Annotated in this window: 14 protein-coding genes; 8 read left to right on the plus strand and 6 right to left on the minus strand. The window is 50.4% G+C overall.

Annotated features, from left to right (window positions below):
• The coding region (locus KKH67_00660; protein ID MBU1317682.1) for an IS630 family transposase at window positions 1-130 on the plus strand (130 nt) is incomplete at its 5' end.
• 98 nt (window positions 131-228) lie between these two features.
• Here the strand turns inward: KKH67_00660 and KKH67_00665 are convergent.
• Genes KKH67_00665 through alr form a run of 4 tightly spaced genes read right to left on the minus strand, consistent with a single transcriptional unit; the run spans window position 229 to window position 4,773 of the window.
• On the minus strand, window positions 229-1,749 hold the full coding sequence (locus tag KKH67_00665; protein ID MBU1317683.1) for a capsule assembly Wzi family protein: 1,521 nt from the start codon (window positions 1,747-1,749) through the stop codon (window positions 229-231).
• A gap of 34 nt (window positions 1,750-1,783) precedes the next feature.
• On the minus strand, window positions 1,784-2,797 hold the full coding sequence (locus KKH67_00670) for a potassium channel protein (GenBank protein MBU1317684.1): 1,014 nt from the start codon (window positions 2,795-2,797) through the stop codon (window positions 1,784-1,786).
• A complete protein-coding gene (locus KKH67_00675) occupies window positions 2,797-3,570 on the minus strand; it encodes an alpha/beta fold hydrolase (GenBank protein ID MBU1317685.1) in 774 nt (257 codons plus the stop codon). Before KKH67_00675 ends, KKH67_00670 begins: the two co-directional genes overlap by 1 nt.
• A 12-nt stretch (window positions 3,571-3,582) precedes the next feature.
• A complete protein-coding gene (gene alr / locus KKH67_00680; protein ID MBU1317686.1) occupies window positions 3,583-4,773 on the minus strand; it encodes an alanine racemase in 1,191 nt (396 codons plus the stop codon).
• 181 nt (window positions 4,774-4,954) lie between these two features.
• Here alr and KKH67_00685 point away from each other — a divergent pair, with 181 nt between their 5' ends.
• Both KKH67_00685 and KKH67_00690 read left to right on the plus strand, forming a co-directional pair.
• On the plus strand, window positions 4,955-6,925 hold the full coding sequence (locus tag KKH67_00685) for a von Willebrand factor type A domain-containing protein (GenBank protein MBU1317687.1): 1,971 nt from the start codon (window positions 4,955-4,957) through the stop codon (window positions 6,923-6,925).
• Window positions 6,926-7,115: 190 nt separating this feature from the next.
• Window positions 7,116-7,982 (plus strand): TIGR00730 family Rossman fold protein, encoded by an 867-nt coding sequence (locus tag KKH67_00690; protein MBU1317688.1) that lies wholly within the window; start codon window positions 7,116-7,118, stop codon window positions 7,980-7,982.
• Between the two features lie 52 nt (window positions 7,983-8,034).
• Here KKH67_00690 and KKH67_00695 read toward each other — a convergent pair whose 3' ends face one another.
• On the minus strand, window positions 8,035-9,552 hold the full coding sequence (locus KKH67_00695; protein ID MBU1317689.1) for a capsule assembly Wzi family protein: 1,518 nt from the start codon (window positions 9,550-9,552) through the stop codon (window positions 8,035-8,037).
• A 314-nt stretch (window positions 9,553-9,866) separates the two neighbouring features.
• On the opposite strand from KKH67_00695, the gene hemC reads away from it, so the two are divergent.
• Together hemC and hemB are read left to right on the plus strand one after the other, a co-directional pair.
• Window positions 9,867-10,772, plus strand: a complete 906-nt coding sequence (hemC, locus tag KKH67_00700; GenBank protein MBU1317690.1) for a hydroxymethylbilane synthase — start codon at window positions 9,867-9,869, stop codon at window positions 10,770-10,772.
• 45 nt (window positions 10,773-10,817) lie between these two features.
• Window positions 10,818-11,798, plus strand: a complete 981-nt coding sequence (gene hemB, locus KKH67_00705; protein ID MBU1317691.1) for a porphobilinogen synthase — start codon at window positions 10,818-10,820, stop codon at window positions 11,796-11,798.
• A gap of 52 nt (window positions 11,799-11,850) precedes the next feature.
• Here the strand turns inward: hemB and KKH67_00710 are convergent, their stop codons facing one another.
• Complete coding sequence (locus tag KKH67_00710) at window positions 11,851-14,334, minus strand: carbohydrate binding family 9 domain-containing protein (GenBank protein MBU1317692.1); 2,484 nt, start codon at window positions 14,332-14,334, stop codon at window positions 11,851-11,853.
• A 223-nt stretch (window positions 14,335-14,557) separates the two neighbouring features.
• Between KKH67_00710 and KKH67_00715 the strand changes: the two genes are divergently transcribed.
• The 3 genes from KKH67_00715 to KKH67_00725 are packed head-to-tail and all read left to right on the plus strand — an operon-like array spanning window position 14,558 to window position 17,149.
• Entirely contained in the window at window positions 14,558-15,124 is a 567-nt protein-coding gene (locus tag KKH67_00715) for an aminodeoxychorismate/anthranilate synthase component II (protein ID MBU1317693.1), read from the plus strand.
• Window positions 15,060-16,331: a chorismate-binding protein gene (locus KKH67_00720; GenBank protein ID MBU1317694.1), complete on the plus strand. Its 1,272-nt coding sequence runs from the start codon at window positions 15,060-15,062 to the stop codon at window positions 16,329-16,331. Before KKH67_00715 ends, KKH67_00720 begins: the two co-directional genes overlap by 65 nt.
• Window positions 16,328-17,149, plus strand: coding sequence for an aminotransferase class IV (locus KKH67_00725; GenBank protein MBU1317695.1), 822 nt, complete (start codon window positions 16,328-16,330; stop codon window positions 17,147-17,149). Before KKH67_00720 ends, KKH67_00725 begins: the two co-directional genes overlap by 4 nt.
• Window positions 17,150-17,258 lie beyond the last annotated feature (109 nt).

Below are 17,258 nucleotides of genomic sequence, written 5' to 3' on the forward strand. Positions count from 1 at the left end.
AACACTTGCTCGCGAGATTGCCGCCTGGCAAACACAGCGAAATGAAATAGAGGCAAAGGTAGATTGGCGCTTCACCAATGAAGATGCCAGGATTAAACTAAAGAGATTGTATCCTACATTATGTGGTTGACGGGACACTAGTATGTGGGACTTGATCCATCTAATATCTTGATTCGGGTACCTCGCTCAGGGAGATTCTGAACTCTCCCCTTGAGGATGAGATAATGGCTAAAGAAGAAACCACCTCTGGAAATCATATTGGATCTGTATGTCTATATATGGAGATTCGAGCCTTTCAGGTCTATTTGCGAGATTGTCGACTTTATACAATCCAGCTTCCACTTCCAGATCCAGGACAGTCCCGCCCAGCAGGGACATCTCCAGATATATCGTCGAAGCTCGCTCTACAATTCCAGAGGGGAAGGCCTCGCCTTTCGGTACGGCACTTGATTGCGGATCTGTCGCCCTTCCCTCACCCTTCCGTACGAGTGAACCACCAAGGCACAGAGTAATATCGCTCGACAGCGAGTATGATGCTCTGCAACGGGCGCGATCAGCGTCGGGGCCGAGCGATGACCCAATCACGATTCCATTGTTGGTGAAGATGTTCTGCTGACGCACCTGACCATAAACGTATTTTCGTATCTTCGTATACTGGCCGTCCAGCCTGAGACGTTCCTGACCGAGCACTCCGAGACGCGAAAATCCGATGTCGAACCCTACCTGGTGCGGCTCGCTCTTGAAATCAATCTGGAAATCATCGATGAGCAGTTCGCCGTGAATGCGTGTTCCCGCAAATGGCCACCAGACAAAGTCGGCTCCCATATAGACGTTGTCGTTCTGCCTAATGTTGTATTGCTCCCAGTAGTATGGCAAGATGGGATTGAGATATATCCAATCGGGGCCGGACTGCCGCCCGTGAAGGACTGTCTCAGACAGTCCGATCTCGAGATTCCGCCTCGGCTTGAAAGAAACTCTGTGTCCGGCGAGAAATCTCTCCACTAAGCTATCTGGCGCAGCCTGAAGATCATCGAGGCTTGCGATGAAAGTCTGGAACATGAAGCGTTTGTAGCTATATTGGGCGAAGAGCTGATCAAGGGCTGGCGAGTTGTCGGATAGCAGTAGTCGATCGGTGTCTCCCGATCCCCAAACACGAAATGTTCTGCCATATTGAAGCGTCAGCCCGCCCGTCCGATAGACCAGCAGACCGTAATCGAAATATCCTGTCAGGTTCTTCTTCCATTTAGTCCCTTTGAAGAAAGAATCACGCTCGCCTTTGTTCTCGATACGACCTCTGAGATAGATCGTAACATTCTCCGCCGGCATGATAGCAATCTCATCCTTCAGCCCGGTCCTGTAAAGTGGCCTCATACTATCAGAGAAACTGACAATGCTGTATGGGGATATTTTCGTACGGATACTGAGCTTGGGTTTGATTCCCGATCTGAGTACGTACCGCTCTTCCCTTTCAGCGCGGAGTTTGCCACGCTTCCATTCGATAGCGCGGTTTCCTGTCAGTCCATTCTCTGCAGCGAGCCGGGCAATGTCATCACGCAGATACGGCCGGGAACCTATTTGAAAAGTCTCGTCGATCGGAGGATTGAGCAGCAGCCAGTCTAGTTCACGATTTTGCCAGCTATCCGTTGGGATGGGAGAAAGATCAGCTGCAAGCGTGCAAACTGTAAAGAGCTGGACAGAAACAACCGCAAGAAAATACAGAAATGCGGCAAGGGACAATTGTCGACTCACGGGACTGCGCCCCCTATTTGAAGCGATGCTGTATTTACGTGCTGACATACTCATCGAATTTGGAGAGGTTTTCGTCTTCACCAATGACGATCAATATGTCACCCATGCCTATTATCTCACCTGCTGCAGGGTTGATTATCATATCGAGGCCCTCCTTCTTGATGCCAACCACCATCAGGTCGAGCTCGCTCCTGATACCTGAATCCTTGAGAGGCACCCCCACCAATCTCGAACCAGCCTTCACCTTAACCTCTTCAATGGAGAGCCCCAGGTCAGTGCTTGAGGTTCCGATCTGCATGAAATCTACCAAGTTAGGCCGAATAGTCGCCATAGCCATTCTGAGGCCGCCGAGTTCGTGGGGACAGATCACGCGGCTCGCGCCGGCTCGATAGAGCTTCTTCTGACACTCCGCAGTGTCGGCTCTTGCGATAATAAAAAGGTCCGGATTCATCTGGCGTGCAGAGAGAGTCAGATAAACATTGTGAGCTTCTTCAGCTATGGTCGAGATGAGCGCATTGGCTGAGCTGATACTCGCTCTGACAAGTACTTCATCCTGCGTTGCATCCTCCGGAATGTAGTGCTTCTCGTTCTGTTTGAGTATTTCCTCAAGATCAGGGTTATTTTCAATCACGACAAGATGCTTGCCGCGCTTTCTGAGTTCTTTGCACACGGCCTGCCCAACGCGGCCATATCCAGCTACAACATAATGATCTTTCATTTTAGTAATCCTTCGATCCATCCTTCGCTTTTCAATAAGACTTCCAATTTGCCCCTCAAGAAACATCTGTACAACAAGACCGGCAGCATAAAACAGAGTGCCAACGCCGGTGAGTAGCAGGATAATCGTGAATATCTTTCCCGATTCGTGCAGATTGACAGCTTCGCGGAACCCGACAGTCGTCAGCGTGATCACGGTCATATAGAGTGCATCGAGAAATGACGCATCCTCGATCAGCACGTAGCCTGCGACTCCGCTAAGTATGATTACAACCATGAAGCTTGCGACGAATTTCAGCCTTACTTCTGGCCCGGCTGTCTGATCTATCACTATATTTCTCTCAGAAAGGCGCCAAGCGCCTCGTTAAACTCATCCGGCTCTTCGAAATTGACAAGATGCCCGCAGTTTATTGATTCAAATCTCTTGTCGGGAAGATTGAGTGCGAGATGCTCCGATATCGGTCGGAAGTCTGCGTCGCCAGTTCCCGATACAATCAGCGTCGGCGAGGACATGTCACTCGCTTGCGCAAAGTCATCGTCGTCCTTGTAACGCGGGTTCGGATCGGTCCATGGCGCGCATGAGAAGCCATCGATCATTCTGCACAATTTCTGCCAGCGATACTCGTCCTGCTTGACTGATTCGAACAGTCGGAAATCCTTCCATGTATCTCTCGCGGCATCGAGGCCATTGGTCTTGGCGATCTTGTACACATTCGGCCAGCCCTCGAAAGCTGTATAGCCACAGATATGGGTCCCTACCAGCGTGAGAGATCTGACATTATGTGCATTCTGCCGCGCATAGTGGAATGCAATCGCACCGCCTATCGACAGGCCGACAATATGCACTGGAGGGCGAAGGCACTCGTCAATTACTGCGCCAAGATCATCCGAATATTGCTGGTACGAGTAGCCGGTCTCGGGAGCATCCGTCTTGCCGTGCCCTCTGAGGTCATAGACAAGCGTCTCATGTGATTTCGAGAAGCATCCAATCTGATCGTCCCAGATCGAACTATCGAGCCCGAGACCATGAACGAACACAATCGGCTCTCCGGAACCGTCTATCTTGATGAATGTGTCCACTCCATTGATATCGCGCGTGATCATGCTGGCTTCCTTCTAATCGACAATCACCCTCGGCTGCAGAGGATTAATTCTCGATACAATCTCATAATTGATCGTTCCTGCCCAGCCTGCAAGCTGCTCCACCGTGATCTTCTCATCCCCCTGCTCACCTATCAGCACAACCTCATCTTCGAGGCTCGCATTCGGAATTGCTGTGACATCGACCATAAACATGTCCATACAAATGCGACCCCGCACAGGCGCACGCCTGCCGCGAATGAGCACATGGGCGAGATTCGACATCTTGCGATCATATCCGTCGAAATAGCCGAGAGGAATGACCGCGATCCTTGAATCTGTAGTCGTACGATAGGTGCAACCATAGCCAACATAATCACCTGACGGGACTTCCTTGATCTGACCGATTATCGATTTCCATGAAAGCACCGGCTTCAACAGAGAATCCTCGCCGTGGGCAAGCATATATGAAAGATATGTTTCCTTCGATGGCCACAGGCCGTACATCGAAATCCCGAAACGGATCATGTTGAAGTGAGTTTTTTCGAACAACAGCGAAGCTGCAGATGACGCGGCGTGCCTGATCAGTACGTTGACCTTCGCTCGCTCAAACAACTCCATCATGCGGTTGAACCGTTCGAGCTGCATCTTCGCGAAGCTGTGATCAGTCGTATCCTCAATGTTGGCGAAATGCATGGCTGCACCTTCGAGCACCACCTGTGGACTGCTGCGAGTCAGCTCGATAAACGCCGGCAGATCGCTTTCGATGATGCCCTGGCGGTTAGTGCCGGTTTCCAGCTTAAGATGCACGAAGGCTCTCCGGTTGAGACTGGCGGTTATCTGGGCAAGTTTTTGAATTGTCTCAACATTAAAGACTGTCAGCCGCCAGTCCTTGCGGACGGCATGTTCGAGATATTCACCAGGGACATATCCGAGAATCAGAATGGGAAGATTCGGATATGATTTTGTGAGAGTCTCAGCTTCATCGATCGAATGAACAGCGAAGAATCTCACTTTCTCGCCCTTAAGTATATCAACCACCTGATTATAACCATGTCCATAGGCGCACGCCTTGACGACGGGAGCGATATCGACACCGTCGCCAATGATGCTCCGGATGGTCCGAACATTGTGCAGCAGAGCCGAACGTGAGATTTCGACTCGCGAGGTCTTTGTAAGCTGTTCGAACTTGAAACTCATGGTTCTGCCAATTAAGATTCTTGTCATTACGGTGTCAACCATTAGTTATTGCCCCCTTTCACCATACAATGTCTTCACCGACGTTTGATATTGCGATCAGCGACGTACTAACCGCAAGGGTAGGAATAAAACTCTGCCTCTGATGTCTGGTACATAAGAGACTGATTCACACAAACCGCCCGGTTCCAGCAACCTCAGGAGGTGTCAAATGAGAAAGCAGAGTATGAGACTCAGTATTGGCGCAGCGGTTCTTATCGCCACCCTTTTCATTCTTATTATCGGCTCGATAAGCACTGAAGCCATCATTTGCGGCGTAATTAAGGGGACCGTAACCGACAAAAAGACCGGCGAGCCGCTTCCCTCGGTGGCTGTGCAAATCGTCGGTACGACAATGGGTAAAATCACTGACCCGGAAGGCAAATATGTGATTCACACGGTAGAGCCGGGTCAATACTCGCTCTCGTTCAGATTGGTCGGCTACCATACTATCCAGTCTGATACAGTAAAAGTAGTCGCCGGGGATACGACTGAAGTCTCTGTTGAGATGTCGCGCACAACGATGGAGACAGAAGTAGTTCAGACCTGTAAAGGCGTCAGAGACGTGATGGAACAAACAGAGCCGCGATCCAGTGTAGTCATTTCTCAAGAACAAGTGAAGGCTATGCCGGTACAGGACGTCGATGGCATTGTTGCAGCAACCGTGGGAGTCGTGAAGCGTTACAGTTCATTGGCCGGTCTCGGCCCGACCGATGCCGCAATGTCGTCTCCAATGGCGCACGGTGGCACAACACCACCAAACGCAGAGCCGTATGATGCAATGTTCTTCAAGCACTACGGCGTCAATCCGTTCATACCGACCGAGGACGACCGGTTGTCAACATTTGCAGTAGACATTGATGATGCTTCATATATCATGGCAAGGACTTATTTGCAGCGGGGAAACATTCCGCCTGAAGAAGCGGTCAGAGTCGAGGAATTCGTCAATCATTTTGACTACGATTATGCCGCGCCTGAGAGCGAGTATTTCAAAATCTATATCGACGGTTCACCATCACCATTCGGCAAAGGCTATAACCTGCTCAGGATCGGCTTGAAAGGGCGCGTGATTCCGCCGGATGACAGAAGAGCTGCCGTTCTCACATTCGTTGTCGATGTCTCCGGCTCGATGAATCGCGAGGATCGCCTCGGGACTGTCCGCAAGGCGCTCCGCATGCTTGTTGATGAGCTGCGCGAGGATGATCTCGTTGGGATAGTCGTCTACGGGTCGCATGCGTGGACAGTGCTGGAGCACACATCAGTCAAGAACAGAGACAAGATCATCAGTGGCATCGAAAGTCTGGTTCCTGAAGGCTCAACAAACGCAGAAGAGGGTCTCGTTCTTGGCTACAATCTTGCCGAGAAGCACTTCAAAAAAGGCGCCATCAACAGGGTGATTCTCTGCTCTGATGGGGTTGCCAATGTTGGCCGTACCGGCGCTGACAGCCTTCTCAAACGGATCGAAAATCAAGTAAAGAAGGGTATCACGCTTTCATCTATCGGATTCGGTCTCGGCAACTACAATGATGTACTCCTCGAAAAGCTCGGCAACAAGGGCAACGGCTACTATGCCTATGTCGACAATCTTCAGGACGCTAAGAAGATCTTCGTGGATAACCTCACCGGATCTCTTGAAGTAATCGCTCGCGACGTCAAGATTCAGGTTGAGTTCGACCCGGACAAAGTCGATCGTTATCGCCTGCTCGGATTCGAGAATCGCGATGTCAAAGACGAGGATTTCCGCGATGACACTGTCGACGGTGGAGAGATCGGTTCCGGTCATTCCTGCACAGCACTCTATGAAATCAAGCTGAAAGAGGGCGTGTCCGACACCATCGGAAGCTTCACCATGCGTTTCAAGAATGCTGACGGCAGCGAAGTCACGGAGCTATCGAGGCAGATCACAGTCGGTGACATCAATGAGTCATTTCATGACTGCAGCGCACGATACAGACTGTCAGCGGTGGCGGCGGAGTTCGCAGAAATCATGCGCGGCAGCTACTGGGCGAAAGAGTCAACATACTCACTCGTGCGCGAGATGGCCTGGAGCATATCTCAGGAGATGCAAGACGACGCTGACGTTATTGAATTCGTCGATCTGGTATCGAAAGCGGCAACTATCAAATCGAAAAAGGGGAAGTAGAGCACAATCCGAGACGACCGTGCCCCGCATCCTTCGCGGGGTGCGGTTTTCACAACCACTGCCAGCCTTCATCAAGATTCCCGCAATTCAGCCGAAACCTACATCAGGACTGCAACATCTTGCTTGCGCGAGCCACACAAATCTCGTATGTTTGAGCTTTGCCGGATTCACTTTGCCGAATGGAGATTTGATGGCCGATCACGATACTCGCAAACATTGGTGGGACGAATGCCCATCTTATATACTCGCTAACCGAGACACTGAGCTACTCGACCGCGATGAGCTTCGCCCTGTACGCCTTCAACTGGAGCTGTTGAAGCCGGAATTGGTGCTCTCCGAGCACAATATCAAATCGACAATCGTAGTGTTCGGCGGGACGAGAATTGTCGAGAAGAAGAAGGCTCAGAAAAGAGTTGAAGCTATCGAGAAGAGGTTGAAGAAGAATCCGAAAAGCGAGTTGCTCAAGCGCAGACTTGCGACAGCGAAGAATGTCCTGTCCAAGTCGCATTACTACGACGAGGCTCGCGAATTCGCCAGAATCGTCTCCAAGAAGTCTCAAAGGCCGATAAAGCGCGAGTACGTTATCGTCACAGGCGGTGGACCAGGTATCATGGAAGCTGCCAATCGAGGGGCGCATGAATCGCGAGCTGTCAGCATAGGCCTAAATATCACCCTTCCTCTGGAGCAGAAACCGAATAAGTATATCACAAGAGATCTCTGTTTCAGGTTCAGATACTTCGCCATCCGCAAGATGCATTTCCTCCTCCGAGCCAAGGCGCTGATTGCGTTCCCCGGAGGCTACGGTACGATGGACGAACTTTTTGAGGCGCTTACTCTTGTTCAGACTCACAAAGTTAAACATTTACCGATTATTCTCTTCGGCACCGAGTACTGGAAAAAACTCGTCGACTTTGATTTCATGGTAGCTGAAGGGACAATCGATCCGGACGATATCAAGCTGTTCAGATTCTGCGATACCGCCGAAGATGCCTGGCAGAAGATTCTCAACTTCTACGACAGGGAAGACGCAGCCAACAACACCGCAGAGGGTCTGTAGCTGAATCTCTACACCGAGTTTGTAATGTCGCGCCTGGACCTGGAGTGCGTTATCAGAGCAACGGGAAAGTCCCGCTGACTGTCAACCTTCCCTCATAATTCGTTTCCAGAGTGTGGGGCTCATTACCTCGATTCCTCACACCCACGAGGAAGTTGTCGAGATCGATTTGGATGCTTTGAAAGCGAAATATATTGACGGACACTCCGTATATATCTCGCTTTTCAACGATCCCTGTCGGAAACTTTTCTTCGTATTGTCCGGTGCTGAACAGCCACGGGTCTGTCCAGTCAGCGAACACATTCCCCACACCGATATTCTGCCGCTCATAGGAGAGCTGCACCCAACCGCCCCAAAGGAACCATCTCTTGAGACTGAGATAGATGCTCTCCCTGTCGGGACCGAGAAAATGCCCGATAATCTTGCCGTCGTACACATATCTGTTCCACGCACTTCCTTGATTGTAGGTCCAGTTGTTGATGCGCGTGTATTCGAATGAAAGATCGAGATTCGAATTCTTGATCGGATCGGTTATGTAGATGCCTCCGATATAGCCGAGTTCGTTCGGTTCATCATCCCCCTTCGATTTTTTCTCGATCTGAAAATCATCAACCATGAATTCACCATACAGATTGACGCCTTTGCGCGGATAGAACGAGAAGTCGAATGAAAGGAACGTGTTATCGTCATTGTTCTTGTTCAACTGTTCACCGTGATACCAGGTCAGCGGATTCGTATAGTAGAATTCAATCTGCCTGCCGACGCCGCCGTAGATTACACTCTCCGAAAAGCCGAGAGTCAGCATGTTCATCGGTTTTATCTCTAAACGGTGCGCTGACAAATATCGATTGATGCGCATCGACACCGATGTATCCGGATAAGAAACGGTGATCTCATCGGGATCGAGCACCGCAGTGATCGTCGTATAATGAAACGGTCCCCATCCTCCCGACAACTTCACCATATCCATCGCATTTGAATTTCCCGAGAGAAGAAGGTTGCCACGCCTGCCGGGTCCCCATACTGTCTTGTCTCTGCCGAAATACACACGGAAGTACGGCAGATCGAACTGCATATACGCATAGTCGACCCGCCCAGCAAACCCGCTCCATACCTTGCCGGTGTAGGTCGGGTCATCGGCAAGTCTCTCATCGAAAGCGAAACTCGATACGACTGCAAATCTCGGATTAGGTCGCCAGAACAGATGCCCTGAAAACGACTCAGAACTCATTGCGGCCGAGCCTTCCCGGTAATCACCCTGAGAGTTTAGATCGAGCCTCAGGGAAACGCGGTCACCATGTCTTGTATAGGATTGGATTGCCTCAGCAACATAGTCCGAGAGACGCAGATCCAGGGCAGACAGGCGCTCAATGTCGATCAGTGAATCCTCGAGATCGCCAATAGCATAGGGTCGACTATTCTCAATCAGCAGGCGGTAGGCTCCCTGATTCACCAGTCTCCTGATGAAGCTATTGTGGAACGATCTGAAGTCGCTGTCGACGGGCAGAGTTTGACTCAGTCCGACTGAACTCATCAAGAACAGACTAAGAATCAGACATATCTTGTTTCGCATCCACAGTCTCCCCTCTGAAGCCATGACGGACTCCAGCATTGGGACAATCTGCAAGATGAGTGCCGGGAGAACGGCATAGTGTATCATCATGCTGTACAGTGCATTACACACAGGGCAATCTGTCCAATGGAGTCATTTGGAAGAAATAAGTTCGGATGGGAAGGAAAATTCTTCCAAATCTCCTCCGAATTAAGTCCGTGGGAACATGTTGACTGTTGGAGACCTTAATGTGAATTGATATCGTCCAGCTTGCAAATTCACTGGTTTTGTGTTTATTGCAGCCGAAGTCAGCAACGTCAATGCGTGGAGATCGGATGAAGAAACTCACAATCGGCACTCGCGGATCTGAACTGGCACTTTGGCAGGCAAGATTCATTCGAGAGAAACTCGCCGCTTTGACCAATATCCCGACTGATCTCAAGATCATCAAGACGACCGGCGACAGGATCGATGACGTCTCATTTTCGAAGATGGAAGGAAAGGGCTTTTTCACGAAGGAGATTGAGGAAGAGCTTCTTTCCGGTGGAATTGATCTCGCCGTGCATTCACTAAAGGATTTACAGACCGAATTGACTGACGGCCTTCAGGTCGGTGCTGTATGTTTCCGTGTCGATCCCCGCGAACGGGTGCTGATTCGACCGAAATCGTACGACGAGAGTCAGCCTCTTGGTGTGATACCGAACGGCACAATCGGAACGTCATCTGTCAGGAGGCAATGCCAGATTGCGGATTTGATGCCGAATCTGACGATAAAGGACTTAAGAGGCAATGTCCCGACTCGCGTAAATAAGCTTCGTGATGGACTATATGACGCTATTATCATAGCTGATGCGGGTCTGGGCAGAATCGAACACGATATTTCCGACTTGCGGAGTATCCTGCTCGATGTGGAGACATTTGTTCCAGCCCCCGCGCAGGGAATGCTCGGCATCGAAATCAGGAGCGATGATCTCGACACTCGAGAGATCGTATCAAAGCTGGATGAACCTGATTTACGAGTTCAAGTTCGCCTGGAAAGGGGGCTTCTCGAGAAGTTCGAAGGTGGTTGCCAGCTTCCTCTTGGAGCACTGTCGTCGGTACGGAAAGATGCGTATCATCTGAGAGCGGTCTTCGGAATTGGGGAAGATGGTGCATGGAAAAGACTGCGGCGAACCGAGGTTAAGGGTAATGATCCTGAGTCCATGGTAAACGAAGCATACTTGAAACTGACCACAGAATAGAGTCACCGAGAGATACCCGACTATGATATTGTTGAGGAGATTGATATGACAGATTTGGTAAATCGACCGAGAAGACTGAGAGCCAACCAGCTCATTAGAGACATGGTAGCTGAGACATCTCTGAAGGTATCCAGCATGATTCAGCCTTATTTCGTCTGCGAGGGGAAGAATGTGAAGCTTGAAATTTCAAGCATGCCGGGCATCTTCAGAGAATCTCCCGATTCTCTCGTGAAATCTATTGCCAAAGATTTCGAGCTTGGTATCAAGCGCGTCATGCTCTTTGGCGTACCCGAAACGAAGGATGCGCAGGCATCCTCAGCGCTCGGAGAGAAATCAGTCGTGAACGTCGCGACCAGCATGCTCAAAGATAAGTATGGAGATGACCTTTTCATTTCTGCAGATGTCTGTCTCTGCGGCTATACCAAATCCGGGCACTGTGGGCTGGTCTCAGGTGACAAGATCGACAACGACAGCACTCTGCCCGTGTTGACTCAGATGGCGATTGACCTCGCGAGGGCTGGCTGTGACTGCGTCGGTCCGTCGGATATGATGGATGGTCGCATCGGAGAGATCAGAGATGGTCTCGATGATTCCGGATTCACTGACACCATCATCATGGCATACAGCGCAAAGTACGCGTCGGCATATTACGGACCGTTCAGAGATGCCGCGGAATCAGCTCCTCAGCATGGCGACCGGCAATCCTACCAGATGGACTTTCGCAACCGCCGCGAGGCATTCAAAGAGGTCGCACTTGATGTCGAGCAGGGCGCGGATATTGTTATGGTCAAGCCTGCGCTTGCCTATCTAGATGTTATCTCAGATGTCAAGACCGCGTTCGAGCTGCCTGTTGCCGCCTATAATGTCTCAGGTGAATATGCGATGGTGAAACTAATGGCACAGCAGGGTTACGCGGATGAGAAGAAGCTCACGCTCGAAAACCTCTACTCAATATCACGAGCAGGCGCAGACATCATTCTGACCTACCATCTTCGAGACATTCTACGACACGGCTGGCTGAAATAACAGCGCCCATCTTCGTTCGAAGACAGGCGCATTATCACACTTCCATGTGCTGCTATATATTCAACCAGTAACTCGCTTTGATCAGGAAGACATTCTGCGCATTACCGGAGAATAGCCGTTTGAAGTCTCGAGAGAAGTCGAGATTGTTGACGCTGTCATCGAATTCAGGACACGATCGCGTCCAGACCATGTACAACGTACTGCCGGGGCGATATTCCCATCTCAGCAGCAATGTCGAGTTCAACGCCGAATAATTGTAGTCATTGTTGAATCCCGTAAGCGGATCGGAGTAGTCCTGTCCACCGAGATAATGTCTGTAGTTTCGGTAATCGAGTCCCGAAATCAGCCCCTGTGCCGAGAGCTGCACCGACAGATTGCGATTGACTACGACGCCTCCGCTTGCATAGAGGGACACTGTTTCACGATACAGATCGCCAAAAACCGGCTTCTCTTCATTATAATCAGTGGCAACCCAACGAGTATCGCGCGTGTACTTTGAATAGTTGGCACCCAGAGAGAATTCCATGTTGCTCCGCAGGCGGTACTCGAATCCGAGATAGTTTGCCCACCATGATCCACCCCTGTCCGCGCCGCTTCCCGGATTCCAGTTGAACGACAATTTCTTCCTCTGGTCAGTATTCAGACTGAACCACCAGCTGATTGTCGGGCGGACAGGCCATTCCCAGAGTCCATAGCCACGGGTTTCGACGTCGCTGTATCTCTCCCCCTGAAACTCGACGCCGCCACCCAGTGACCAGAAGTTCTTGAACTCGATATACGTATTGTAGTTACCACCGAGTTGATAGCGGACGCCATCGAAATTCCATGAACTATAGTAGTTCAAGTTGTGGTATGAATTGCGGACTATCCACCAGTCATCTGTGGTCACATATTGCATCCATGCCCATACATGGCGTGTATCTGATCGCGATGTGTAGCCGAGTCGATTCATGCTCAAATAGGGATCTTTCACAGTGAAGCCAAACGCCCCGTGCACATGCTGTCCTCCCGCTTTCTCGAAAGTCGCATCGAAACCGTAACCGGTAACATCACCATCGACACGGCTGAATACTGCCTGCCCTCGAGTCACCCAGGCGCTGTTGTTAGTCGATAGCCTCCAGTCAAAGCCTCCGGTTATTGATGGATGAACACTCTCCTGCCCTACCATTGTCAGCATACCGCCGACACTGGAGTTTCGCAGAATGTCTCGTTTTATCCGCAGGACGGTGTAATTTGCGGTCGGTTCAACTACGACGTCTCTGAAAACGGTATCTGCCGATACGACTGTCGTCTCGAGCTCGTCCCCATTCCATGCGGAATCGAGGACTACATTTGTCTCTGCGGCATATTTTGCGACTTCTTCTTCGGTAACCGCGCTCAACAGTGCAATCGATGTTCTCTCCGAAAGCCTTCCAGTCAATTTCGTCGCGCCCAGAATGGTGGTCGATTTGGGATAGCTTGTGAAATAAGCAAATTCGTCGTCATCAGCATCTCTCCAGGGAGTACGCCCGATACGACGGGAATAGAAGAGCATGAAGTCAGTTTCATACAGATCAGAACCTTCAAGAAAGAAAGGTCGTCGCTCGGAGAAGAAAGTCTCATAGGTTGACAAATTGATGACCGGTTGATCCAATTCGACCTGCCCGAAGTCCGGGTTGAATGTTGCATCCAGAACAAGATTCGAAGAGAGTGCATATTTGAGATCGAATCCTGCGTTTCCCAGGAGATCCCTTCCATTCGGATTTCCCGGCGAGGTTGGCTCCGTCTCAACACTGGAGACAGCATACGGGAGCAATTCCAAATGACTCGCCGAGACTATCCCCCTGAGTCCGGTCAGATGGCCGAAATTAGAGACAAATCCACCGGTAGATACGGGAACATGTGCCCAGCGCGCATACTCCTCCTTGCGGCTTATGCGCCGCTGGAAGTCAACTCCCCAAATATGCTCTTCCTTATTGGAAAAACGCAGGCAGTGATATGGAATCCGTATTTCTGCCGACCAGCCCCAGGGCTGCCTGCTGACACCGCTCTCCCACACAGCGTCCCAGGACATATCAGCATTGTTCTCATTGTAATATCGACAGTCGCGCTGAACCCCGGCCGCGCTCACTTCAAATGCTTGACCGGTCTGGTGATCGTGGAATGGATCTACCCTGAAGGTGACACAATCCGATTCAGCTTCACGGTCCCGCCGAACCAACTGGCCGGTAACTTTATCAGGCTCCGAATCATAGCACCAAAATGCTACGTAGACCGCATCGTCATCGTAGGCCACCGCAACAGTCGTAGATTCCGTCGGCGCCATGCCGTCATCAGGCTCTCTTTGAGTAAAAGAGGATGTCCGTTGGATGTTGGAGCTATCCCAGATCGCATCGCTGAGAACTCCGTCGATCACAGGTGCATGAGGATTGATTCGATACGCCTGCAGCTCTGGGACAACGCGTTCAGTCGGTTCAGCATCATCAGCAGAGGCCATCGAGAATGTGATTACAAGCAACGAAGCGGATAAGCAGGTCAGTAACAGTGCGCGTTTCATTTCTAATCTCCTTCCAAAATGTAAGCTGTTACATAAGCCTGCAGCTCCACTCTTACAGACGTGAGGAATGCGATCAGGTTTCAAAAGAAATGCCCACATTCAATAATTGTCATTTCTATTGTTATTCTTTCTCTTCGCCCCGAATCCATGGATGCTCAAATTTGTGAGTAATGAGTGAAAAAGGAGTTTCTCGCTTCAGCGGAGGCAGTTATATTGGCATCTAATGAGGATCCTCATAATTGACAATGACGACAGCTTCACGGGCAATCTCAAGCACCTGATCGCTCAACGGTTGCAGACCGACCCGGTTGTGGTGCCATATACGCGGCTCTCTGTTGTCGAACCGTCGCAATATGACCTGATTGTGATATCTGCGGGGCCGGGCAAACCGTCGGAGTATACTGGTTACAGACACATGCTGGACTCTGACATCCCGATCCTCGGAATCTGTCTCGGAATGCAGATCATCAACGAGTATTTTGGCGGTGAGACGGCCAGACTCGATGGATGCATTCACGGGAGGACAGAGCGTATTGAATTCGAAGGCCGGTCATTGGATGTGGCAAGATACCATTCGCTTTGCGTGAAAAGAGTCGGGGCCAATCTTGAAGTGATAGCTGTCAACTCTGGCGGCGTGCCGATGGCGCTGCAGCACAGGTCGAAGAGAATCCTCGGATATCAGTTTCACCCGGAATCATTCCTGACCACGGATGGTGGATATTTCATTGACTACGCAATCGATTTCATCCATAAAGCTCGACCGCAGGCAGTTTCGAGCGATCTCCTGTAGATTGGCTGAGCGGTTCGGCGCCGATCTCTTCCCGGGAGTCTGGGGGGCAGGCTCTGACATTGTCGGACTTAGGCCATATAGCGAATTGCTGGTCACCGAAAAGACGAGTCGATCTGATATCGCCAGCTTCGCCTTCTCAGATGCGAACCCGACATTCGGCTTCCTGAGCTACGAATATGGGCTGAAACTGAAGAATATCCCGGTCCGCAAGCTGTCACAGTTCCCGCTTGGACATCTTAAGAAATATTCTGCATTGCTGAAGTATGATCGTTCGTCGGAGTTCTTAGAAGTACACGGTGGGCCGAAGCATACAGTAACTGAAATTGAGGAAACCATATTTGAATCTGAGAATCAGACCTGCACTTACCCATTTCCTGATGATGCTTCATACAAACTCGAGCAATCGCTGGATGGCGGCCGGTATATCGATCGAGTGAAAAGAGTGCTGGATTTCATCAGGGACGGCTACACCTATCAGATAAACCTGACGATCGAGTTTTCGCTTGAGAAACCGAATCTGCACACTCCAACTCTGTTCGGCTATCTCCATGAGACATACCCGACACCTTACTATGCGTGTTTCACGACTGGGCCGTTCGATATCATCTCGACATCACCTGAGAGATTCCTGGCAGTGCAAGACGGTGCCGTGTTGTCTCAACCGATCAAGGGAACTCTCCAGTTTGAGCAATTCGACGAATCGATGATACGACAACTGACAGAGTCACCCAAAGAGAGCACCGAGCTTTCGATGATTGTCGATCTGATCAGAAATGACATCTCGCTCAACTGCGAATACAACTCTGTGCGTGTCGAGGGACATAAATCAACGTTCCTGGTTGATAACCTGATTCAGATGTACTCGAATGTTCACGGGACGCTGAGGCATGACAGGACATGCATCGATCTGCTGCTCGACGCCTTTCCGGGTGGATCAGTCACCGGTTGCCCGAAAAAGAAATCGATGGAGATCATAGATGAATTGGAGCCGCACTCTCGAGATGTATATTGCGGCAGTTTCTTCGTGATCCGTGATGAGAAGAATATGGAATCATCTATTGCGATCCGCACCGGGTATTATGACAACGAGGAAGGGGTGTTTCGTTTCTTTGCCGGGAGTGGTATCGTAATTGAATCAGACCCTGAGAGGGAGTATCTCGAAACGCTGGCCAAGACCGACAAATTCAGAAGAGTATTTGGACTGTGATCTACTACTACAAGAACGCATTTCATGCAGATAGCATTTCGCTCGATATCCGGAGTCCCATATTCAGATTCGGAGTCGGGTTCTTCGAGACGATCTTCTATAACGGCAGCATAGTCTGCCACTTGCAGACGCATGTCAGGCGAATTACCGGAAGCCTCGAATTCTACAAGATACCATACGAGCTCGCCGACTTTGATGAGTTGATTCCCGATGTTGTCAAGAGAAACGGGCTGACTGAGGAGAATGCCAGAATCAACATATATTACCCTGTCGAGACTGATGCTTCTCCCGCGACGCCGTTGATAACCGCTTATCCGTACACTCTGAATCGTGAGAAGATCTATCGTTTGGATGTCTCGCCATACCATCATGATTCGCACCTCTGCGCGCACAAGAGCATGAACTACATGCACTACTATCTCGCCAGGAGAGCCACAATGCAGAGAGGTTTTGATGATGCTCTGCTGGTCGACAAGGCAGGGATGGTTCGGGAAACCACAACAGCATCAGTTCTGTTCAGGGACGGAAATAAGTTCATCACGCCGAAAACTGACAATCAGTTTCCGAGTATAGCTCTGGAGATTGCAGCGTCGGTCTTGACACTCAGGATGGTAGGGCAGGTTTCCCCGGAACCTGCCATCGGTGTTTCAGAGGCAGGCTTCGGAGAATCCTGCCCTACATCGTTGGACCAGTATCGGTACGCCTATATGCTGAATTCTCTGATTGGAATGAAGCCGATCGGCCAGATTGGCGAGATGAAATTCGATATAGATTCGAAAAGCTGTGAGGGAGTCTCACAGCGAGTGCTTTTCCCATGAGACAATGAGATATATTCAAAAGTTGTGGATAGAATAGAATGAGCGTATCCTCTTAATAGTAAACAAGAGAACTCGGGTTTATCCGAGCAGGAGGACACGCTCATGAGGA

Source organism: Candidatus Zixiibacteriota bacterium (assembly GCA_018820315.1).
Classification (GTDB): Bacteria; Zixibacteria; MSB-5A5; order JAABVY01; family JAHJOQ01; genus JAHJOQ01.

Excerpts from the sequence above, each read along its gene's own strand:
- alr (MBU1317686.1), bottom strand. The coding sequence starts at position 4,773 with ATGACAAGAATCTTAATTGGCAGAACCATGAGTTTCAAGTTCGAACAG.
- KKH67_00710 (MBU1317692.1), bottom strand. The coding sequence starts at position 14,334 with ATGAAACGCGCACTGTTACTGACCTGCTTATCCGCTTCGTTGCTTGTA.
- KKH67_00690 (MBU1317688.1), top strand. The coding sequence starts at position 7,116 with ATGGCCGATCACGATACTCGCAAACATTGGTGGGACGAATGCCCATCT.
- KKH67_00695 (MBU1317689.1), bottom strand. The coding sequence starts at position 9,552 with ATGCGAAACAAGATATGTCTGATTCTTAGTCTGTTCTTGATGAGTTCA.
- hemB (MBU1317691.1), top strand. The coding sequence starts at position 10,818 with ATGACAGATTTGGTAAATCGACCGAGAAGACTGAGAGCCAACCAGCTC.
- KKH67_00715 (MBU1317693.1), top strand. The coding sequence starts at position 14,558 with ATGAGGATCCTCATAATTGACAATGACGACAGCTTCACGGGCAATCTC.
- hemC (MBU1317690.1), top strand. The coding sequence starts at position 9,867 with ATGAAGAAACTCACAATCGGCACTCGCGGATCTGAACTGGCACTTTGG.
- KKH67_00685 (MBU1317687.1), top strand. The coding sequence starts at position 4,955 with ATGAGAAAGCAGAGTATGAGACTCAGTATTGGCGCAGCGGTTCTTATC.
- KKH67_00675 (MBU1317685.1), bottom strand. The coding sequence starts at position 3,570 with ATGATCACGCGCGATATCAATGGAGTGGACACATTCATCAAGATAGAC.